Source organism: Allobosea sp. (assembly GCF_017308075.1).
Classification (GTDB): domain Bacteria; phylum Pseudomonadota; class Alphaproteobacteria; order Rhizobiales; family Beijerinckiaceae; genus Allobosea.
In genome coordinates this window covers 61,264-80,497 of record NZ_JAFKFX010000027.1, presented here as the reverse complement: position 1 = coordinate 80,497, position 19,234 = coordinate 61,264, and the positions used below count along the sequence as shown (strand labels likewise).

Here is a 19,234-nt window from a genome sequence, read left to right as displayed (position 1 = left end):
CCGTCATTGCGAGCGTAGCGAAGCAATCCAGGAGTGGCAGCGCTCTGCGTTCCCTGGATTGCTTCGTCGCTTCGCTCCTCGCAATGACGGCGGATGCCGCGCTGCTCAGGCCGGCGCCGCGCCCTGCGTGCCGAGATAGAGCGCGTAGAGCGACTGGCTCGCCGCCATGAACAGCCGGTTCCGCTTCGGCCCGCCGAAGCAGATATTGCCGCAGATCTCCGGCAGGCGGATGCGGCCGATCAGCTTGCCGCCGGGGTTGAAGCAGAGCACGCCGCTATAGCCGACGGCCCGTCCGCCATTGGACGAGGTCCAGAGATTGCCCTCGACATCGCAGCGCAGCCCGTCGGGCCCGCATTTCACGCCGTCGACCATGCAGTCCGAGAACAGCTTCTGGTTGGAGAGCTTGTTGTCGGGGCCGACATCGAAGACATGGATGTCGCCCTTGCCGCCCGGCCCGGTATCGCCCGGTCCCTTGCCGGTCGAGGCGATGTAGAGCTTCTTGTGGTCGGGCGAGAAGCAGAGCCCGTTCGGGTCCGGCACCTGGCTTTCGTTGACCACGAGGTCGACGCGGCCGCTCGGGTCTATCCGGTAGCAGTTCGTCGGCAGTTCGCGCTTGAAGAAGCCGATCTCGGGCGGCTGGCCGAGGCGCGGATTGATCTTGCCATTGGCATTGCTCGGCCCGCCGGCGGCATCGGGCGCGCCCTCATAGAGCTGGCCGCCATAGGGCGGATCGGTGAACCAATAGCTGCCATCGGGATGGGCGACGATGTCGTTGGGCGAGTTCAGCCGCTTGCCGTCGAACTTGTCGGCGAGGATCGTCACCGAACCGTCGAGTTCGTAGCGCACGACGCGGCGGTTGAGGTGCTCGCAGGAGAGCTGCCGGCCCTGATAGTCGAAGCTGTTGCCATTGCTGTTGCCGGAGGGCGTGCGGAAGACGCTGACCCGGCCGTCATCCTCGAGCCAGCGCAATTGCCGGTTGTTGGGGATGTCGCTCCAGACGAGATAACGCCCCTGCGCGTTCCAGGCCGGGCCTTCGCTCCAGAGCGCGCCGGTCCAGAGCCGCTGGATCGGGGCATTGGGCTGGGCGAGGCCGTTGAAGGCGGGGTCGACGGCGATGAGGTCGGGATCCCAGAAATAGGTCGTTGGAGCGCCGTTGCGGCTGAAGTCGCGCGGCGGCGTGGTCACCGTGCTCGGCGGTGCCGCCGGTCCCGAAGGGGTCTGGGCGAATGCGGGTGCGGCGCTCGCCGCCAGCGCGCCGGCCCCGGCGACCTGCAGGAGCCTGCGGCGCGAAAGCGCCGGGCGCGATCCATCGTCCATCGACTGCTGATGCATCATGGCCTCCCTGGATTGGACTGTTCCGTCCTTGCGGGATGCATCGGGAACGCCGATTGCGGCGGCGGCGTGACGCGAGGCTGCCCCTACGTCATGGCCGCTCCCGGCCGATCGGGGCTTCCCTTCCGGCTAAATCGGTTGAATGCTCAAGATTCCGCGCATCTGGCCGCTCAGGCGGCGAGATCGGCGACCAGCGCGTCGAGCAGCAGCGCGCCGTCCGGCGTCGCGGCGAGGCGTCCGCCGGGCTTGCGGACAAGGAAGCCTTCGGCGATCAGGCTGCCGATCCGGTTCGAATTGAGCTTCCGGCCCGACAGCGCCTCGAACACCGCAAGGTCGATGCCGTCGACCAATCGCAGGCCCATCAACAGGTACTCGTCGCCCTGCGCCTCGGCGGTGAGCTGCTCGTTCTCGATCAGCGCGTCGCCATCGGCCTCGACCCGTTGCAGCCAGGTCTCCGGATGCTTCTCGGTCGATTGCGCCATCCGGCCGTCAGCCGTCACCAGCCGGCCATGGGCGCCGGGGCCGATGCCGGCATATTCGCCATAGCGCCAATAGACCAGATTGTGCCGGCATTCGGCGCCGGGGCGGGCATGGTTCGAGATCTCGTAGACCGGCAGGCCGTGCCTTGCCGTGATCTCCTGCGTGATCTCGTAGAGCTCGGCGCCCGCATCGGGATCGGGCAGGGCGAGCTTGCCGGCCCGGTAGAGCTGGTCGAAAGCCGTGCCGGCCTCGATCGTCAGCTGGTAGAGCGAGAGATGCTCGGCCGCATGGCTGATCGCGAGCTCGAGCTCGGCCCGCCAGAGCGCCGGCGTCTGCTGGGGCGAGCGGGCATAGATCAGGTCGAAGGAGTAGCGCTCGAAATATTTCCGGGCGATCGCGACCGCATCCAGGGCTTCCTGCGCCGAGTGCATCCGGCCGAGCGATTTGAGGTCGGCATCGTTCAGCGCCTGCACGCCGAGCGAGACGCGGTTGACTCCCGCCGCGCGGAAATCGCGAAAGCGGCCGGCCTCGACGCTGGTCGGATTGGCTTCGAGCGAGACCTCGCAATGGGGATCGACGGCCCAGTGCTCGCCGATCGCATCGAGGATGGCGCCGACGGTGGCGCCCTCCATCAGCGAGGGCGTGCCGCCGCCGAAGAAGATCGAGGAGACGGTACGTCCGGGCGCGAGCGCCGCGCGATGGGCGACCTCGCGCCGGAAGGCCGCGATATAGCGGGCCTGGTCGGGCGGCTGGTGCCGGACATGGCTGTTGAAGTCGCAATAGGGGCATTTGGCCAGGCAGAACGGCCAATGCACATAGACGGCGAAGCCGGCATGCGCGGTCGGATGCGCCGGCACGGCTTGCCGCCCCGCCAAGGCGGCCTTGCCCGTCAAGCGGGCTTCCTCAGGCAGGCGGCGGCCAGAACATGGAAGGCGCGGGCGCGATGCGACAGGCCGGGCGAGCCATCGGCGGGAATGCCGTGCTTCTCTTCCGCCGTCATCTCGCCGAAGGTCTTGGCATGGCCGGCGGGCTGGAAGATCGGGTCGTAGCCGAAGCCGGAGGCGCCGCGCGGGGCGTCGACCACCGTGCCGAAGACCCGGCCCTCGAACAGCTCCTGATGCCCGTCCGGCCAGGCGATCACCAGCGCCGAGACGAAATGCGCCTTGCGCTGCTCCGGCGTCGTCGCGCCGCGCTTGGCGAGTTCGGCCTGGACGCGCGCCAGCGCCGGAGCGAAATCCTTGCCGGGCCCGGCCCAGTTGGCCGAGAACAGGCCGGGCGCGCCATCGAGCGCGTCGATGCAGATGCCGGAATCATCGGCCAGCGCCGGCAGGCCGGAGGCGTTCGCCGCCGCCACCGCCTTGATCGCGGCGTTCTCCGCGAACATATGGCCGTCTTCTTCCGGCTCCGGCAGGCTGAGCTCGCCGGCCGAGACCAGCGCGACGCCATAGGGCGCCAGCAATTCGCGCATCTCGCGCAATTTGCCCTGGTTATGGGTCGCGATCACGACCTTGCCGGAGAGGGGGCGGTTGGTGGTCAAGGTCCCTGCCTTTCCTGGCTCGGAAACACGTCGTCATCCCGGGCTTGACCCGGGATCCATCGTAAAGCTCGGAAACCTAGGATGGATCCCGGAGTTTCGCTTCGCTGCGTCCGGGATGACGTCGTGGTTCCCGGGATAAATCAACTTGGCGTCAGGCTACCGCCGCCTTTTGCAGCGTGACGAGTTGGCCGACGCCGCCCTTGGCGAGGCGGAGCAGCGCCATCAGCTCGTCCTCGGAGAAGGGCGCGCCCTCGGCCGTGCCCTGGACCTCGACGAGGCCGCCCGCGCCGGTGATCACGAAATTCGCGTCGGTCTGGGCGCCGGAATCCTCGACATAATCGAGATCGATGACGGGATTGCCGGCGACGATGCCGCAGGACACCGCCGCGACATGGTCCTTCAGCGGGTTGGTGCCCTTGAGCATGCCCCGCCCTTCCATCCATTTAAGCGCGTCGTGCAGCGCGACCCAGGCGCCGGTGATCGAGGCGGTGCGGGTGCCGCCATCCGCCTGCAGCACGTCGCAATCAACGACGATCTGGCGCTCGCCGATCGCGGTCAGGTCGACCACGGCGCGCAAGCTGCGCCCGACCAGACGCTGGATTTCCTGGGTTCGGCCCGACGGCTTGCCCGAGGTGACCTCGCGGCGGGTGCGCTCATGCGTGGCACGCGGCAGCATCGAATATTCGGCGGTGACCCAGCCCTTGCCGGTGCCGCGCAGCCAGGGCGGCCCCTTTTCCTCGACGGTCGCGGCGCAGAGCACCCGGGTCTCGCCGAAGCTCACCATGCAGGAGCCCTCGGCATAGCGGACCACGCCACGTTCGAGCGTGACCTTGCGCATCTCGTCGGCGGCACGCTTGGAGGGTCTCATGATCATCGTCCTGCTTTTAGGGATCGGCGGCTTGTAGGCGTTTCAAGGGAGGGCGGCAAGGCAAGGGCTGTCATATGCCGCTTGATCCGCCGCGCCGGGAAAGGGACAATGGGCCATGTGCAACAGGCTCCTTGCCGCCAGATGAGCGCCTATACCCGCCCGGAATCGCCTGGCGGTCTGGTCGAGATCGACCAGCGCTCGCGCGAAATCTTCCGCCATATCGTCGATGGCTACCTCGCCACCGGCGAGCCGGTCGGCTCGCGCAACATCGCCCGCCTCCTTCCGATGACGCTGTCGCCGGCGACCGTGCGCAATGTCATGACCGATCTCGAAATGGCCGGGCTGATCTACGCCCCCCACACCTCGGCCGGGCGTCTGCCGACCGAGCGAGGCCTGCGCTTCTTCGTCGATGCGATGATGGAGGTCGGCAATCTCACTTCGGAGGAGCGGACCCGGATCGAGGCGCAGATGCGGGCGGCGGCCAGCGGGCGCACCCTCGACGGCACGCTGACCGAGGCGTCGGCGCTGCTGTCGGGTCTGTCGCGCGGGGCCGGGGTCGTCGTCACCACCAAGGCCAATGCAAGGCTGAAGCATATCGAATTCGTCCGGCTCGACGCCAATCGCGCTCTCGTCGTGCTGGTCGCCGATGACGGCACGGTCGAGAATCGTTTGCTCGCGCTGCCGCCCGGCCTGCCGGCCTCGGCGCTGGTCGAGGCCGGCAATTTCCTCAATGCCCGCATCGCCGGCAAGACGCTGGCCGAGATCCGCCGCGAGATCGACGACAGCCGCGCCCAGATGGAGCGAGAGCTCGACGGGCTGACGGCGCGTCTCGTCGAAAGCGGCATCGCGACCTCCTCCGGTCCCTCCGGCGACCGGCATCTGATCGTGCGCGGCCAGGCCAATCTGCTCGAGGATCTCAAGGCGCAGGAGGATCTCGAGCGCATCCGCCTGCTCTTCGCCGATCTCGAAACCCAGACCGAGCTGATCGACCTCCTGACCAGGGCCGAGGCCGGCGACGGGGTGCGCATCTTCATCGGCTCGGAGAACAAGCTGTTCTCGATGTCGGGCTCCTCGATCGTCGCCGCGCCTTTCCGCGATGGCGAGCAGCGCATCGTCGGCGTGGTCGGTATCATCGGGCCGACGCGGCTCAACTATGCCCGGATCGTGCCGATGGTCGACTATACCGCACGGGTGGTCGGGCGGTTGCTCGAAGGTGGACGATGAGGCGGACCGGGCGGCTTTGGGCCGGTATTCTGGCGGGAGCGATGCTGATGACGAGCGCCAGTGCGGCAACGGCGGACCTGCTCGCCGCCGTGTCTTCCAGCGATCTTGCCGAGGTCAGCCGGCTGATCGCGGCCGGCACCGATCTCGAACAGCGTGACGGGCAGGGACAGACCCCGTTGCTGCGGGCCGTCGCCGGCAATCATGTCGCGGTCGCCAAGGCCCTGCTCGCGGCCGGCGCCAGCCTCAATGCCCAGGCCGCCAACCAGGATACGCCCTGGCTGCTCGCAGGGGCCAGCGGGCGGAGCGAGATCATCGCGGCCATGCTGCCGCTGAAGCCCGATCTCTCGCTGCGCAACCGCTATGGCGGCGACGCGCTGATCCCGGCCTGCGAGCGCGCCCATGTCGAGACGGTGAAGCTGCTCCTGACCAGCGGCATCGACGTGAACCACGTCAACAATCTCGGCTGGACCTGCCTGCTGGAGATCGTGATCCTCGGCGATGGCGGGCCGCGGCACCAGCAGGTGGCCAAGCTCGTGCTCGATGCCGGCGCCAATCCCAATCTCGCCGACAAGGACGGCGTCAGCCCGCTCGCCCATGCTCGCAAGCGCGGCCAGAGCGAGGTCGCGAAGCTGATTACGGCGGCCGGCGGGCGCTGACGCGGGCCGCAGCGCCCCGCTCAGCCGCGCGTCGCGATCACGGTCGCTGCGCCGGCCATGACGCCGCCGGTGAACCGGTTGATCCGACGCATCGTCTGTGGGCTGGAAACCAGCCGCCGGGCCCGGTCGGCCGCATAGGCGTAGCCGAGCAGCGTGGTGTTGATGATCACCATGGTCAGCACTGCGATCTCGACGAAGAGCAGCGGCGTGATCGCGCTGAGATCAACGACCAGCGGCAGGATCGAGACGAAGAACACCATCACCTTGGGATTGCCGAGCGTCAGCGCGATGCCGCCGAAGAACAGGCGCCAGCCCTCGCCCGGAATCGCCTCGGGCGCCTTGTTGCTCTCGACCGGCGTGGTCCAGAGCTTCCAGGCGAGATAGACCAGATAGGCGCAGCCGGCATATTTGATGGCGACGAAGACGCCGTGGAAGCTCTGCATCAGCAGCGACAGGCCGAGCGCCGAGAAGGTCAGCCAGACCAGATCGCCGGCGGCGATGCCGAGCACGAAGGGCACGGCGCGGCGAAAGCCGGTCGAGAGCGAGCGCGCGACCAGCGCCGCGATGCCGGGGCCCGGCGAGGCGACCGCCAGGAAATAGACCCCGGCGAAGACCATGAATCCGGCGATGTCCATGCGTTCGGTTCCCTGTACTCCTGCCGGGGAACCTAGCAGCGGCCGGCGTCGCTGTCCCATCGTCATGCGTGATGGCCGGGATCAACGCCGCGAAAGCCGGGGCTGGTGGAGACGTCGCGCTCGACCGGCCGGCCGGTCAGGGCAGGGCGGCGACGTTGCCCGGCGTGACCAGGAAGCGCTGCGCCTGCGGCGGCAGGTCGTCGAACAGCGCGGGGTCAGCGCCGGTCATCCAGACCTGGCAGCCGAGTTCGCCGAGCCCGGCATAGAGCGCGGCGCGCCGGCGCGGATCGAGATGGGCGGCGATCTCGTCGAGCAGCACCAAAGGCGGCAGATCGCTCATGCTCGCGACCAGCCGGGCATGCGCCAGGACGAGGCCGATCAGCAGCGCCTTCTGCTCGCCGGTCGAGCCCTGGCCGGCCGGGATGTCCTTCTGCGCATGGCGCACGAGCAGGTCCGAGGCCTGCGGCCCGGCGAGCGTCCGGCCCGCCGCCTTGTCGCGCGGGCGCATCTGCGCCAGCAATTCGCGATAGCGGTCCTCGGCGTCGAGCGCCGGCAGGCTTGCGACCAATGCGTCGATCTCGCCTTCCAGCGCGATCTGCGCATGCGGGAAGGGCGAGCTCTCGTCGCGGTTCTGCGCGATGATGGCCGACAGCCTTGCCACGGTCTCGGCGCGGGCGGCGGCGACAGCGACGCCAAGCTCGGCGATCTCGCGCTCGACCGAGTCGAGCCAGCGCCGTTCGGAGGGGCTCTCCTCGAGGATGCGGTTGCGCGCGCGCAGCGCCTTTTCGAGCGCGTTGGAGCGCGTGCCATGGGAGGGGTCGACCGCGAGCACCAGCCGGTCGAGGAAGCGCCGGCGCTCGCCGGCCGAGCCGCGGAACAGCCCGTCGAGATCCGGCGTCAGCCAGACCAGGCGCAGATATTCGCTGAAGGCCGTGGCCGAGCCGACCGCGGCGCCGTCGATCCGCGCAAGCCGGGCGCGCCGGCCCTCGCCATCGGGCGGCGCCAGACCGATGCCGAGCCTTGCGCCGTCCTCGGCGAGCGCGATCGAGACCGCAAAGCCGCCATCGCCCGGCACCCGCACCATATCGGCGAGATCGGCCCGGCGCAGGCCGCGTCCGGGCGCAAACAGCGAGAGCGCTTCGAGCAGATTGGTCTTGCCGGCGCCGTTCTCGCCGCACAGCGCAACGAGCCGGCCCTCGATCGCAAGATCGAGGGCCGGGTAGGAACGGAAATTCTGCAGGGTGAGGCGGGCGACCGCGGTCAAGGCTGGTCGCGTCAGACCCGCATCGGCATCAGCACATAGAGTGCCGAGGCGCCCTCGCGGTCCTGGATCACCGTCGGCGAGCCGGGATCGGCGAGCTTGAGCAGGGCGGTGTCGCCGTCGAGCTGGGCTGCGATGTCCATCAGATAGCGGGCGTTGAAGCCGATATCGAGCGGGCTCGCATCATAGTCGACCTCGATCTCCTCGGTCGCCGAGCCGGAATCGGGATTGGTCACCGAGAGCGTCATCCGGCCCTCGGCCATCGACAGCTTCACGGCGCGCCCGCGCTCCGAGGAGATGGTCGAGACCCGGTCCACCGAAGCGGCGAAATCGCCCTTGTCGACGGTGAGCAGCTTGTCATTGCCGCTCGGGATGACGCGCTGATAATCGGGGAAGGTGCCGTCAATCAGCTTCGAGGTCAGCACCACCGCGGCGGTGGCGACCCGGATCTTGGTGCCGGAGAGCTCGACCTGGACCTCGCTCTCGCCATCCTCGAGCAGCTTCTGGATCTCGGCCACGGCCTTGCGCGGCACGATAACGCCTGGCATGCCGAGCGCGCCCTGCGGGGCGGCGGTGTCGACGCGGGCGAGGCGGTGCCCGTCGGTCGCGACCGCGCGCAGCACCGGGCGGCCTTCGACATCGATTGCGTGCAGATAGATGCCGTTGAGATAGTAGCGCGTCTCCTCGGTCGAGATCGCGAACTGGGTCTTGTCGATCAGGCGCTTGAGCTCGCCGGCCGGCAGCACGAAGCGATGCGCCATCTCGCCGGCGGTGATGTCCGGGAAATCGCTCTCGGGCAGGGTCTGCAGGGTGAAGCGCGAGCGACCCGAGCGCAGCACCATCTGGCCGCTGTCGCCGGTCGTCTCCAGCGAGACCTGGGCGCCGTCCGGCAGCTTGCGGACGATGTCGTAGAGGGTGTGGGCCGGTACGGTCGTCGCGCCGGGCTCGACGATATCGGCGGGAACCGTCTCGACCACCTCGATGTCGAGATCGGTCGCCTTCAGCTTCAGCCCGTCCTCGCTGCCGCGCAGCAGCAGGTTGGAGAGGATCGGGATGGTGTTGCGGCGCTCCACCACCCGATGGACATGTCCAAGCGACTTCAGGAGCGTGGAGCGTTCGACCGTAACCTTCATGGCGTCTTCTGGCATGTGCTGGCGCCCGCCGGACGGCGGGCGACGGAATGGCCCGCGACATTGCCGGAGCGCTTGCGCCGGCGCAAGGGTGCGCGCGCCGGCAACCACAGCTTAGCGCCATGCAGTGCCGCTGCCGGCGCTGCATGGGCCGGATCGCGGCCGGCGTGCGGCCTCATTCCTGCAGCATGCGCTTCAGCAGGTCGACCTCGTCATGCAGCAGCCGGTCCTCGCCGATCGCCTTCTCGATCTTGCGCACCGCATGCAGCACCGTGGTGTGGTCGCGCCCGCCGAAGCGCCGGCCGATCTCCGGCAGCGAGCGCGGCGTCAACGCCTTCGCCAGATACATCGCGATCTGTCGCGGCTTGACCACGGCGGCGGTGCGGCGTTCCGAGAGGATGTCGGCCCGGCTGACATTGTAGCGGGTCGCCACCAGCTTCTGGATCTCCTCGATCTTGACCCGGCGCGGCTCGCGGGTGCGGACCAGGTCGCGGATCGCGGCTTCCGCCGTCTCCATGGTCACCGTCGCTCCGGTCAGCGTCGCATGCGCCAGGATCCGGTTGGCGGCGCCGTCGAGGTCGCGGCCATTGGTGGCAACCGCATGGGCGACATAGGCCACCACATCGGGATTGACCTGAAAGCTCGGATGCGCCGCCTTGAGCGCCTCGAGCCGGCTGCCCAGGATCTTGACGCGCAGGCCTTCGTCGAGCTCGCCGATCTCGACCGCGAGACCGCCGGCAAGGCGCGAGCGGATCCGCTCTTCCATGCTCTCCAGATCGGTCGGCAGCCGGTCGGCGGCGACGACGATCTGCTTGCCGGCATCGATCAGCGCATTGATCGTGTGGCCGAATTCCTGCTGAATCGAGCGGCCCTGGATGAACTGGACGTCGTCGACGATCAAGAGGTCGATGCCGCGCAGCTTCTCCTTGAAGGCGAGCGCGGTCTGCGACTTCAGCGCGGCGACGAAGCCGTACATGAAGCGGTCGGCGGTGAAATAGGCGACGCGCTTACCCTGCTGGCGCGCCTCCTGGGCGATCGCCTGGATCAGATGCGTCTTGCCGAGACCGACCCCGGCATGGATGTAGAGCGGATTGTAGGGCGTTGCGCCGGCAGGCGCGGCCGCGATCCGTTCGGCCGCGGCGAAGGCGAGTGCGTTCGACTTGCCGACGACGAAGTTCTGGAAGCTCATCCGGCGGTCGAGCAGCGTGCCGCAGGCGTCCACCAGGTCGCGCTCGCAGGGCGGCAGCGCCGTGGCTGCGGGCGCAGCTTCGGCATTGACCGGGCTCGGCGCGCGCACGGCGCTGGTGCGGCTCCGCTGAGCCGGGCTTTCCGGACGGGGCTCGGCGCCTTCGCGCGCCACCTGGCGGACGCTCAGCGAGACGCCATGGGGCGCGTTGAGTTCGGCGATGCAATGTGCCCGCAGGCGTTCGGCATAATGCGCCTCGAGCCAGCTCTTCAGGAAGCGCGTGGGAACGGTGAGATGGGCGACGCCCTCGACCACGGCGCAGATCTCGACGCGGGCGAACCAGCTCGAGAACACGTCCTCGCCGAGCTCCGCGCGCAGGCGGCGGCGGACGCGATCCCAGCTTTCCTTCTCGGCGGCGGCGGAGCCGCCCTTGGTCAAACCCAGTTTCGCAACAGACGGACCCGACGCAACATCCACAAAATCGCCAGTCTCGATCTGCTCCAGCATGTCTCTATCGCCCTGTTCAGTCGGTTGCGCGCGGCGTTACCCGGCCGGCAAGGCCGGTCGGCCGCGCTGATTTTGGTGAAAGCAAAGAATCCACGTCCCCCGGACAAGCCGAAGGTTAGGATCGTGCCAATGTTCGTCGTCGGCTCAGGAGTGGCGGGCTCGTCGCAGGACGAAACCGCTCTTCATCTCAACAAGTATAACGTCACAAGATAAAGAGCCGCATCCCTCCAACCTCTCTGGTTGCAAGCCAAAACGAGTTTCGATCTTTGGAAATCCCGGTCCGACATCTCTGTCCGCCCGGCGATGAGAGGACCTTATAGGGAGCCCTCGGACGGGGGCAATATCCCCCTCTGCCGGCTATCGGGATTCAGCCGGGAAGTCCCGTCTGTTGCCCCACCGGCAGACCGCCTGCAATAGGTTGGGGAAGTTAAGCTTTTCTTTACAGCTGGGGCCTCGCGAGCGCCGCGAATCTTTTTTTCGCGGCCCCCCGAAAGCCGCCATGGGAAGCCTCGGGAATCCCGAGCGGTGATTGCTTTGCCTGCTAAGGTGATGAAAAATATGGCCTAATTTTGTGCGGTCAAAAATGCGTTACAGGCTGTTTCCGCGCCCGGAAAACACCGGTGGAGTCAAGCCCGGAAAGCGATGGAAAGATTGCGGAATCGCCGGCCCGGGGATGTTTTCATTCGCCTGTCGCAGCCTTGCGACGGTCCTGCCGGACAAAGAAAAACCCGGCCGCGAGGCCGGGTTGAAACAGGTCGAGAACCGCGCTGCGGAACGGACGGTCAGGAGGCCAGCGCGCCGATGCGATGGGCCAGACGCGAAACCTTGCGCGAAGCGGTGTTCTTGTGGACCACGCCCTTCTGAGCGGCCCGCATGATCTCCGGCTGGGCGGCCTTGAAAGCCTCGGCGGCGGCGCCCTTGTCGCCGGAGGCAATCGCCTCCTCGACCTTGCGCAGGAAGGTGCGCATACGGCTGCGGCGAGACTTGTTCACCTCGGTGCGGCGCGCGATCTTGCGAGCGGCTTTCTTGGCCGAAGTCGTATTGGCCATCGTTCGTCCTCGTCCTCGTCGCGGCCGGCACCAGGCTTCTTGCCAAGTGACGCTGAGCGCGAACCCTTGCATGAAAAACGTGAGCGACGGCCCTGCAGGCGCAGGCCGTCGCGATCCGTGAGCCTATAAGCGCTGCCGGCTGCCACGTCAACGCGGAAATGCCGGCTGACGCCGGTCAGCTTTCGCCGCGCCGGATCGCGATCGCCTCGACCTCGATCAGATAGCCATAATGCAGCTCCGGAACCGGCACCACCGCCCGCGCCGGTCGGTGTTCCCCGAAGACCTCGGCATAGATCGCGTTGAATTCCGGCCAGCGTCCGCCGCCGACCAGATAGGCGGTGACCTTGAGCACATCGGCCGGGCCGGAGCCGGCCGCCGCGAGCACCGCCAGAAGATTGGCCAGCGCCTGGCGCGCCTGCACCGCGAAGGGCTCGCCCGCGGTGTGGCTGCCATCCGGGTGCGGGGCGAGCTGGCCGGAGACGAAGACCAGGTCCTTGTAGGCGACGGCTTGCGAATAATGCCCGGCCGGCGCCGGCACCTCCGGCGAGAGGATCGTCTCGATCGCGCTCACGCGCCCTCGCCGATGAAGCGCGCGAAGCTGGCGAGATCGACATTGCCGCCGCTGAGAATGATGCCGACGCGCTTGCCTTCGACGGGCACGGCGCCGGTGAAGGCGGCCGCCGCCGCGAGGCAGCCGGTCGGCTCGACCACGAGCTTCATGCGCTCGGCGAAGAAGCGCATCGCCGCTATCAGGGCCGTATCGGGCACGGTGACGATGTCTTCGACGAGGTCGCGGATGATCGGGAAGGTGTAGTTACCGAGGAAGGCGGTCTGGGCGCCGTCGGCAATGGTCTTGGGCACGTCGATCCTGACGATCTCGCCCTTGCGCAGCGAGAGCTGGCCGTCATTGCCCGCTTCGGGTTCGACGCCATAGACGCGGCAGCCGGGATTGAGCGCCTTGGCGGCCAGGAGCGTGCCGGCGAGCAGTCCGCCGCCGCCGAGGCAGGCCAGGATGATATCGAACTGACCGGCGTCCTCGATCAGCTCCTTGGTCGCCGTGCCCTGGCCGGCGATCACGGCGGGATCGTCATAGGGTGGGATCAGGGTCAGGCCCCGTTCTCTGGCGATGCCGTCGGCCAGCGCCAGACGGTCCTGGGTATAGCGGTCATAGGAGACGACCTCGGCGCCATAGCCCCTGGTCGCTGCGACCTTCGCCGCGGGCGCGTCCTGCGGCATGATGATCGTCGTCGGCGTGCCGAGCAGCTTGCCGGCATAGGCGATGGCCTGGGCATGGTTGCCGGAAGAAAAGGTCAGGACGCCGGCCTTGCGCTGCTCGGCCGTGAGCGCGGCGATGGCGTTGTAGCCGCCGCGGAACTTGAAGGCGCCCATGCGCTGCAGGTTCTCGGCCTTGAAGACGAGATTGGAGCCGGTGCGCTCATTGGCCGTGCGCGAGGTCAGGGCCGGGGTGCGATGCGCGGCGCCGCGGATGCGTTCCGCCGCCGCCTCGACATCGGCATAGGTCGGCAGCGTGATGCCGTCGGTGAGGGGGCTGGCTGCGGCGGTCATGGCGAATCCTGCGTGCGCTTGAGAGATCAGCCATGGTGTCAGCAGCGCGGCCGGCCTTTCAAGTGAAAGAAACTGGCCTCGGTCATGCGCGGCGCGGATCGTCCAGTGCGTCTTTCCCGGCCTGAGCGCAGCGAAGAGCCGGGAAAGACGCGCCGGAGATGCCCGGGCCACGCCCGGGCATGTGGTTGCGGCCGTCAGAGGTTCTTGAACTCGGGCTTCCGCTTCTCGGCGAAGGCGGCCATGCCTTCCTTCTGGTCCTGGGTCGCGAACAGCGCCGAGAAGACGCGGCGCTCGAAGCGCAGCCCTTCGTTCAGCGTCACCTCGAAGGCCCGGTTCACCGCTTCCTTGGCGGTCAGCACCGAAGGCAGCGACTTCGTGGCGATCTGCTCGGCCGCCTTCAGGGCTTCCGTCATCAGATCGGCGAGCGGCACGATGCGGGCGACGAGCCCTGCACGCTCGGCCTCGTTCACGTCCATCATCCGGCCGGTGAGGCACAGATCCATCGCCTTGGCCTTGCCGATCGCATGGGTCAGGCGCTGGGTGCCGCCGGCCCCGGGGATGACGGCGAGGTTGATCTCGGGCTGGCCGAAGCGGGCATTGTCGGCGGCGATGATGAAGTCGGCCATCATCGCGAGTTCGCAGCCGCCGCCGAGCGCAAAGCCCGCGACCGCGGCGATGATCGGCTTGCGGCGCTGGCCGATCCGGTCCCAGTCGGCGAATTTGTCGTCGAGATAGGTGCCGGGATAGGTCCGCTCCTGCATCTCCTTGATGTCGGCGCCGGCGGCGAAGGCCTTCTCCGAGCCGGTGATGACCGTGCAGCCGATGCCGGGATCGCGCTCGAAGCCGTCGAGTGCCGCGTTGACCTCGCCGATCAGCTGGCCGTTCAGCGCATTCAGCGCCTGCGGCCGGTTCAGCGTGATGACGCCGACCTTGCCCTTAACCTCGACGAGAATGGTCTCATAAGCCATGGCGGCCTCCCGGGTGCTGCTGTTGTGGCCAGCATTAGCGGGCGGGAGGGGCGCAAGTCCATGCGTGCCGGCGCAAGCCGGGATGGGGCGGGGCGTGCGCGGGCAGGGGAACCTCCTGCCGCATTCTCGCATTGTCGGCGTGCTAGCCTCATTGTCCATCGGGAACACGCCCATGCCTGCCAGGACCAGGACTGACACGGCTTCGCGGCTTGTCCGGGCCTCGCCCGGAGCGATCTACCACGCCTTCATCGACGCAGCCTCTCTGGGCAGATGGCTGGCGCCGCAAGGGATGCACGCGCGGATCGAACACTTCGAGCCCGTCATCGGCGGGAGCTACCGCATCGTCCTGAGCTATGACGATCCGGCCGGAGCGCCCGGCAAGGCGACGGCGGACAGCGATGTCGCCGAGGGCCGGTTCGTCGACCTCGTCCCATGCGAGCGTATCGTCTGGGAGGTTTCCTTCCCGTCGGATGATCCCGCCTTCGCCGGTACGATGACCATGGCCTGGCGGCTCGACGAGGTCAGGGGCGGCACCGAAGTGACGATTCATTGCGAGAACGTTCCGGCCGGCATCGGCAAGGAGGACCACGATGCCGGCCTGCGCTCGACGCTGGAGAACCTCGCGCATTTCGTCGAGGCGGCCTGAGCCGCGGCCGCGAGCCGTTTGACTGCCCTCAGCCCCGCTTCTGGCAGCTCTCGCAATAGAAGGTCGAGCGGCCGGACTGCACCAGTCGCTGCACCAATTTTCCGCAGCCGGGTGTGACGCAGGGCTCGCCCTCGCGGTCATAGACCTTGAAGCGGTGCTGGAAATAGCCGAGCGAGCCGTCGGCATGCGCGAAGTCGCGCAGGGTCGAGCCGCCGGCGGCGACAGCCTCCTCCAGGACCTCGCGGATGATCTGGGCCAGCGCATGCGCCTTCTCGCGCGGCCCGCCGGTCGGGGTCGCCAGCGAGCCGGCCTCCGCTTCCGGATGCAGACCGGCGCGGAACAGCGCCTCGCAGACATAGATGTTGCCGAGCCCGGCGATGAGGCGCTGGTCGAGCAGGGCGGCCTTCAGCGGCGCCGCCTTGCCGGAAAAGAGCCTGGCGATCAGCTCGCCGGAGAGTTCGTTGCCGAGCGGCTCGATGCCCATGCCGGAAAAATGCTTCGACGTTGCGAGCTCGCTACGCGGCAGAAGATCCATGAAGCCGAAGCGGCGCACGTCATTATAGGTCACCCGGGCGCCGGAGCCGAGATGGAAGACGACATGGTCGTGTTTCAGATGCCGGCCGATCTCGTTGTAATAGGCGCCGGGCTCGGTCGCGGGCGTGCCGGGCGCCTCGACGATGAAACGCCCACTCATGCCGAGATGCATGATCAGCGCCTGCCCGTCGTCGAGATCGGCGATCAGGTATTTCGCGCGCCGCGACAGCGCCTCGACACGCCGCGCGGTCAGGCGCTCGGCGAAGCGCTCAGGCAGAGGAAAGCGCAGATCCGGTCGCTTCTGCTCGACCCGGGCGAAGCGCTCGCCGAGCATGGCCGGCTCGAGCCCGCGTCTGACGGTTTCGACCTCGGGAAGTTCAGGCATGGCGTTGCGCCTTTCAGCATGCGTCGAGACGGGCCGCGACAAGCCCCGCCGCATTCGCTATTCATCGCCGCAGCGAACCACAAGAGCAGCCCGGCCGTGACAGCAGCTTCCGATTCAACCCATTTCGGCTTCGAGACCGTGCCGCTTGCCGAGAAGCAGGCCAAGGTCGACGACGTCTTCCACAAGGTCGCAGGCCGCTACGACCTGATGAACGACTTGATGTCGGCCGGCCTCCACCGGCTCTGGAAGGAGGCGCTGCTGACCGCGCTGAAACCGCCGCGCGACCGGGCCTTCGCCCATCTCGACGTGGCCGGCGGCACCGGCGATGTCGCCTTCAAGGTGCTCGAGGCCGGCGGGCCGCGGACCGAGGTCACGGTGCTCGACATCAATGCCGAGATGCTCGCCGTCGGCCGCGAGCGCGCTCAGAAGCGCTTCCCCGGCGACGACCGTATCCATTTCGTCCAGGGCAATGCCGAGGAACTCGCTCTGCCGGACAATGCCTTCGACGCCTATACGATCGCCTTCGGCATCCGCAACGTGCCGCGCATCGACAAGGCGCTGAGCGAGGCCTATCGCGTCCTGAAGCGCGGCGGGCGCTTCCTCTGCCTCGAATTCTCCCATGTCGACGTGCCGCTGCTCGACAAGGTCTACGAGGCCTATTCCTTCAACGTCATCCCGCCGATGGGCAGGATGGTGACCGGCGAGGCCGAGCCCTACCAGTATCTCGTCGAGTCGATTCGCAAATTCCCGCGTCCGCAGGTCTTCGCCGACATGATCGCGGCCGCCGGCTTCCGCCGCGCCTCGTTCACACCGATGACCGGCGGAGTGGTGGCGCTGCATTCCGGCTGGAAGCTGTGAGCGAGACCGCGGCCGTGACAGCCCACCGCCGTCCTGCTCGCCCTCGTGGCGAGCATCCACGTCTTGAACGCCGCGCTGCCCGCAGGAAGACGTGGATGGTCGGGACAAGCCCGACCATGACGAGGAAGGCGCTTCCCGCCTTGCTGTCGGCATGATCTCGGCCATCGCCCATCTTGCCCGCTCGGCGCGGGTCGGTTTCGTGCTGGCCCGCGAGGGCGCGCTCGCTCTGGTCGATCCGTCCGTGCTGCCGCCGGCAGCGCGCGGGTTGATCGGTCTCGGCCGGCTGATCGAGCGCAAGGGCGCCGGCTCCTCGGCGACGCGGCTCGCCGCCGCGCTGACCCGGCTTGGCCCGTCCTATGTGAAGTTCGGCCAGTTCCTGGCGACGCGCCCCGACGTCGTCGGCATGAAGATCGCCGAGGACCTCTCGGCCCTGCAGGACCGGATGGCGCCTTTCCCGATGGCGCAGGCACGCGCCGCGATCGAGGCGGCCCATAACAAGCCGGTCGAGGCGATCTTCGCCGAATTCGGCGAGCCGGTCGCGGCAGCTTCGATCGCCCAGGTCCATCGCGCAAGGCTGCGCGACGGCTCCGAGGTCGCGGTCAAGATTCTCAGGCCCGGCATTCGCGACCGCTTCCATCGCGACCTCGCGGCCATGCGCTTCGGTGCGGAACTGGCCGAGCGGCGCTCGCCCGAGGCGCGGCGCCTGCGCTTCGTCGCCATCGTCGAGACCCTGGCCCGCTCCGTCACCATGGAAATGGACCTGCGCCTCGAGGCGGCGGCGCTCTCCGAATATGCCGAGAACACCAGGGAGGACACGGATTTCCGCGTGCCGGCGCCGGACTGGCAGCTCACGGCGCGCGAAATGCTGGTCGACGAATGGATCGACGGCATCCGGCTCTCCGATGTCGAGGCTCTGCGCGCCGCCGGCCACGACCTTCCGGCGCTCGGCCGCAACGTCATCCAGTCGTTCCTCAGGCACGCGATCCGCGACGGCTTCTTCCATGCCGACATGCATCCGGGGAACCTGTTTGTCGATGCGCAGGGCCGGCTCGTCGCCGTCGATGGCGGCATCATGGGCCGTCTCGGCCACAAGGAGCGGCGCTTCCTCGCCGAGATCCTGCTCGGCTTCATCACCCGCGACTATCGGCGCGTCGCCGAGGTGCATTTCGAGGCCGGCTATGTCCCCGGCCATCACGCGGTCGCCGACTTCGCCCAGGCGATCCGTGCCGTCGGCGAGCCGATCCACGACAAGCGCGCCGACGAGATCTCGATGGCGAAGGTGCTGACCCTGCTCTTCGAGATCACCGGCCTCTTCGACATGGCGACGCGCACCGAGCTCGTCATGCTGCAGAAGACCATGGTGGTGGTCGAGGGCGTTGCCCGCACGCTCGATCCCCATCTCGACATGTGGACCACGGCTGAGCCGGTGGTGCGCGAATGGATCACCCGCAATCTCGGCCCGCTCGGCAGGATCGAGGATGTCGGGCGCGGCATGCATACGCTGGCCTCGAGCCTCGCCAATCTGCCGGAGACGGTCGGCCGGGCGGAGCGGGTGCTCGGCCAGCTCGAGGACGCTTCGCGCAGCGGCTTCTCGCTCGACGAGGCCAGCGTCCAGGCGATCGGCCGGGCCGAGGCTGCGCGCAATCGCTGGGGCAATTGGGCGCTCTGGCTGATCGCGGCGCTGCTCGCCTATGCGGTGCTGGTGTAGGGTCTTCTGCGCCTTGACGGAGCAATAACAGCACCGGTGCCTCAGCTCACCGGCGCATATTTGACGGCGCAGCCATAGGCCTTGGTGGCGGGCTCCGAGACCGGCTTTCCGGCCTTCATCTCGGCTACCGCCTGGCGGACATAGCTCCTGGCGCCGGCGAGGCTGGAGGCGCTGGCCGAGGGCTTGTCGTCGATCGCCCCGGCATAGGCGAGAGTGCCCTTCGGATCGATGATGTACATGTGCGGCGTGGTCTGGGCGCCATAGGCGCGGGCCATGACGCTCTTGGGATCGAGCAGGATGGTGGCGGGGGCCGCGTCGCGGCTCTTGGTCAGCTCCTTGGCCTTGGCTGCGTCGACATGGCCCTGCTCGCCGGCGGGCGAGGAGATCACTGACAGCCAGACGATGCCTTCCTTGGCCATATCCTTCTGCAGGGTCTGCATGGTCGCGCTGTTGTAGTGCTTCCGGACATAGGGACAGTCATGGTTGGTCCATTCGAGGATCACCGTCTTGCCGGCATAGTCGGACAGTTTTTGGGTCCTGCCGTCGACATCGACGATAGAGAAGGCGGGGGCGGGGCTCCCCGGCTTGGCTGGGCCCTGCGCGAGCGCTGCGCCCGAGGCCAACGAGAACGCGGTGACGGCGAGGCCGGCGATGAAAGTCTGTCTGGTCACGGCTTTCATGTCTGTCTCCACCATCTTCCCGAT

At 68.0% G+C, this 19,234-nt stretch carries 19 protein-coding genes; 5 read left to right on the top strand and 14 right to left on the bottom strand.

Annotation, left to right across the window (positions count from 1 at the left end):
• Window positions 1-105: 105 nt before the first annotated feature.
• The 4 genes from J0J10_RS08510 to rph all read right to left on the bottom strand — a co-directional run bounded on the left by J0J10_RS08510 (window position 106) and on the right by rph (window position 4,217).
• Entirely contained in the window at window positions 106-1,332 is a 1,227-nt protein-coding gene (locus J0J10_RS08510) for an SMP-30/gluconolactonase/LRE family protein (RefSeq protein WP_465247174.1), read from the bottom strand.
• 170 nt (window positions 1,333-1,502) lie between these two features.
• Complete coding sequence (gene hemW / locus J0J10_RS08505) at window positions 1,503-2,705, bottom strand: radical SAM family heme chaperone HemW (RefSeq protein ID WP_465247173.1); 1,203 nt, start codon at window positions 2,703-2,705, stop codon at window positions 1,503-1,505.
• Window positions 2,702-3,349 carry an RdgB/HAM1 family non-canonical purine NTP pyrophosphatase gene (gene rdgB / locus J0J10_RS08500; protein ID WP_291635743.1) on the bottom strand — a complete coding sequence of 216 codons (648 nt, stop codon included), beginning with the start codon at window positions 3,347-3,349 and terminating at the stop codon, window positions 2,702-2,704. The genes hemW and rdgB overlap by 4 nt, the downstream gene beginning before the upstream one ends.
• Window positions 3,350-3,500: 151 nt before the next feature.
• Window positions 3,501-4,217, bottom strand: coding sequence for a ribonuclease PH (gene rph, locus J0J10_RS08495; RefSeq protein WP_291635741.1), 717 nt, complete (start codon window positions 4,215-4,217; stop codon window positions 3,501-3,503).
• A gap of 141 nt (window positions 4,218-4,358) precedes the next feature.
• Here rph and hrcA point away from each other — a divergent pair, with 141 nt between their 5' ends.
• Both hrcA and J0J10_RS08485 read left to right on the top strand, forming a co-directional pair.
• A complete protein-coding gene (hrcA, locus tag J0J10_RS08490) occupies window positions 4,359-5,441 on the top strand; it encodes a heat-inducible transcriptional repressor HrcA (RefSeq protein WP_291646230.1) in 1,083 nt (360 codons plus the stop codon).
• Window positions 5,442-5,488: 47 nt separating this feature from the next.
• Complete coding sequence (locus tag J0J10_RS08485; RefSeq protein WP_291646087.1) at window positions 5,489-6,097, top strand: ankyrin repeat domain-containing protein; 609 nt, start codon at window positions 5,489-5,491, stop codon at window positions 6,095-6,097.
• A gap of 20 nt (window positions 6,098-6,117) precedes the next feature.
• Here J0J10_RS08485 and J0J10_RS08480 read toward each other — a convergent pair whose 3' ends face one another.
• The 8 genes from J0J10_RS08480 to J0J10_RS08445 form a co-directional block, all read right to left on the bottom strand.
• A complete protein-coding gene (locus J0J10_RS08480) occupies window positions 6,118-6,732 on the bottom strand; it encodes a LysE family translocator (RefSeq protein ID WP_291646086.1) in 615 nt (204 codons plus the stop codon).
• Window positions 6,733-6,868: 136 nt separating this feature from the next.
• Complete coding sequence (recF, locus tag J0J10_RS08475; protein ID WP_291646085.1) at window positions 6,869-7,996, bottom strand: DNA replication/repair protein RecF; 1,128 nt, start codon at window positions 7,994-7,996, stop codon at window positions 6,869-6,871.
• 11 nt (window positions 7,997-8,007) lie between these two features.
• A complete protein-coding gene (gene dnaN / locus J0J10_RS08470) occupies window positions 8,008-9,126 on the bottom strand; it encodes a DNA polymerase III subunit beta (protein WP_291635731.1) in 1,119 nt (372 codons plus the stop codon).
• A gap of 172 nt (window positions 9,127-9,298) precedes the next feature.
• A complete protein-coding gene (gene dnaA, locus J0J10_RS08465; protein ID WP_465247172.1) occupies window positions 9,299-10,816 on the bottom strand; it encodes a chromosomal replication initiator protein DnaA in 1,518 nt (505 codons plus the stop codon).
• A 782-nt stretch (window positions 10,817-11,598) separates the two neighbouring features.
• A complete protein-coding gene (gene rpsT / locus J0J10_RS08460) occupies window positions 11,599-11,865 on the bottom strand; it encodes a 30S ribosomal protein S20 (RefSeq protein ID WP_066476640.1) in 267 nt (88 codons plus the stop codon).
• Between the two features lie 175 nt (window positions 11,866-12,040).
• The gene (locus J0J10_RS08455) at window positions 12,041-12,436 is read right to left on the bottom strand and encodes a RidA family protein (RefSeq protein ID WP_291646083.1); all 396 of its coding nucleotides are present in this window, start codon (window positions 12,434-12,436) and stop codon (window positions 12,041-12,043) included.
• Entirely contained in the window at window positions 12,433-13,431 is a 999-nt protein-coding gene (locus J0J10_RS08450) for a threo-3-hydroxy-L-aspartate ammonia-lyase (RefSeq protein ID WP_291635722.1), read from the bottom strand. The genes J0J10_RS08455 and J0J10_RS08450 overlap by 4 nt, the downstream gene beginning before the upstream one ends.
• 194 nt (window positions 13,432-13,625) lie before the next feature.
• Window positions 13,626-14,399 (bottom strand): enoyl-CoA hydratase, encoded by a 774-nt coding sequence (locus J0J10_RS08445; protein ID WP_291635720.1) that lies wholly within the window; start codon window positions 14,397-14,399, stop codon window positions 13,626-13,628.
• A 172-nt stretch (window positions 14,400-14,571) separates the two neighbouring features.
• Here J0J10_RS08445 and J0J10_RS08440 point away from each other — a divergent pair, with 172 nt between their 5' ends.
• Window positions 14,572-15,045 carry an SRPBCC domain-containing protein gene (locus J0J10_RS08440; protein ID WP_291635718.1) on the top strand — a complete coding sequence of 158 codons (474 nt, stop codon included), beginning with the start codon at window positions 14,572-14,574 and terminating at the stop codon, window positions 15,043-15,045.
• Between the two features lie 28 nt (window positions 15,046-15,073).
• Here the strand turns inward: J0J10_RS08440 and mutM are convergent, their stop codons facing one another.
• The gene (gene mutM, locus J0J10_RS08435; protein ID WP_291646082.1) at window positions 15,074-15,964 is read right to left on the bottom strand and encodes a bifunctional DNA-formamidopyrimidine glycosylase/DNA-(apurinic or apyrimidinic site) lyase; all 891 of its coding nucleotides are present in this window, start codon (window positions 15,962-15,964) and stop codon (window positions 15,074-15,076) included.
• 96 nt (window positions 15,965-16,060) lie between these two features.
• Here mutM and ubiE point away from each other — a divergent pair, with 96 nt between their 5' ends.
• Both ubiE and ubiB read left to right on the top strand, forming a co-directional pair.
• Window positions 16,061-16,822 carry a bifunctional demethylmenaquinone methyltransferase/2-methoxy-6-polyprenyl-1,4-benzoquinol methylase UbiE gene (gene ubiE / locus J0J10_RS08430; RefSeq protein ID WP_291646081.1) on the top strand — a complete coding sequence of 254 codons (762 nt, stop codon included), beginning with the start codon at window positions 16,061-16,063 and terminating at the stop codon, window positions 16,820-16,822.
• A 151-nt stretch (window positions 16,823-16,973) separates the two neighbouring features.
• Window positions 16,974-18,530, top strand: coding sequence for a 2-polyprenylphenol 6-hydroxylase (gene ubiB, locus J0J10_RS08425; RefSeq protein ID WP_291635712.1), 1,557 nt, complete (start codon window positions 16,974-16,976; stop codon window positions 18,528-18,530).
• 41 nt (window positions 18,531-18,571) lie between these two features.
• Here the strand turns inward: ubiB and J0J10_RS08420 are convergent, their stop codons facing one another.
• Window positions 18,572-19,210 (bottom strand): redoxin domain-containing protein, encoded by a 639-nt coding sequence (locus tag J0J10_RS08420; RefSeq protein WP_291646080.1) that lies wholly within the window; start codon window positions 19,208-19,210, stop codon window positions 18,572-18,574.
• Window positions 19,211-19,234 lie beyond the last annotated feature (24 nt).

What these genes read in the sequence shown, in the direction of transcription:
- J0J10_RS08510 (WP_465247174.1), bottom strand. Translation starts at nt 1,332, where the DNA reads ATGCATCAGCAGTCGATGGACGATGGATCGCGCCCGGCGCTTTCGCGC.
- rph (WP_291635741.1), bottom strand. Translation starts at nt 4,217, where the DNA reads ATGAGACCCTCCAAGCGTGCCGCCGACGAGATGCGCAAGGTCACGCTC.
- hrcA (WP_291646230.1), top strand. Translation starts at nt 4,359, where the DNA reads ATGAGCGCCTATACCCGCCCGGAATCGCCTGGCGGTCTGGTCGAGATC.
- J0J10_RS08485 (WP_291646087.1), top strand. Translation starts at nt 5,489, where the DNA reads ATGACGAGCGCCAGTGCGGCAACGGCGGACCTGCTCGCCGCCGTGTCT.
- J0J10_RS08480 (WP_291646086.1), bottom strand. Translation starts at nt 6,732, where the DNA reads ATGGACATCGCCGGATTCATGGTCTTCGCCGGGGTCTATTTCCTGGCG.
- dnaN (WP_291635731.1), bottom strand. Translation starts at nt 9,126, where the DNA reads ATGAAGGTTACGGTCGAACGCTCCACGCTCCTGAAGTCGCTTGGACAT.
- dnaA (WP_465247172.1), bottom strand. Translation starts at nt 10,816, where the DNA reads ATGCTGGAGCAGATCGAGACTGGCGATTTTGTGGATGTTGCGTCGGGT.
- rpsT (WP_066476640.1), bottom strand. Translation starts at nt 11,865, where the DNA reads ATGGCCAATACGACTTCGGCCAAGAAAGCCGCTCGCAAGATCGCGCGC.
- J0J10_RS08450 (WP_291635722.1), bottom strand. Translation starts at nt 13,431, where the DNA reads ATGACCGCCGCAGCCAGCCCCCTCACCGACGGCATCACGCTGCCGACC.
- J0J10_RS08445 (WP_291635720.1), bottom strand. Translation starts at nt 14,399, where the DNA reads ATGGCTTATGAGACCATTCTCGTCGAGGTTAAGGGCAAGGTCGGCGTC.
- J0J10_RS08440 (WP_291635718.1), top strand. Translation starts at nt 14,572, where the DNA reads ATGCCTGCCAGGACCAGGACTGACACGGCTTCGCGGCTTGTCCGGGCC.
- mutM (WP_291646082.1), bottom strand. Translation starts at nt 15,964, where the DNA reads ATGCCTGAACTTCCCGAGGTCGAAACCGTCAGACGCGGGCTCGAGCCG.
- ubiB (WP_291635712.1), top strand. Translation starts at nt 16,974, where the DNA reads ATGATCTCGGCCATCGCCCATCTTGCCCGCTCGGCGCGGGTCGGTTTC.
- J0J10_RS08420 (WP_291646080.1), bottom strand. Translation starts at nt 19,210, where the DNA reads ATGAAAGCCGTGACCAGACAGACTTTCATCGCCGGCCTCGCCGTCACC.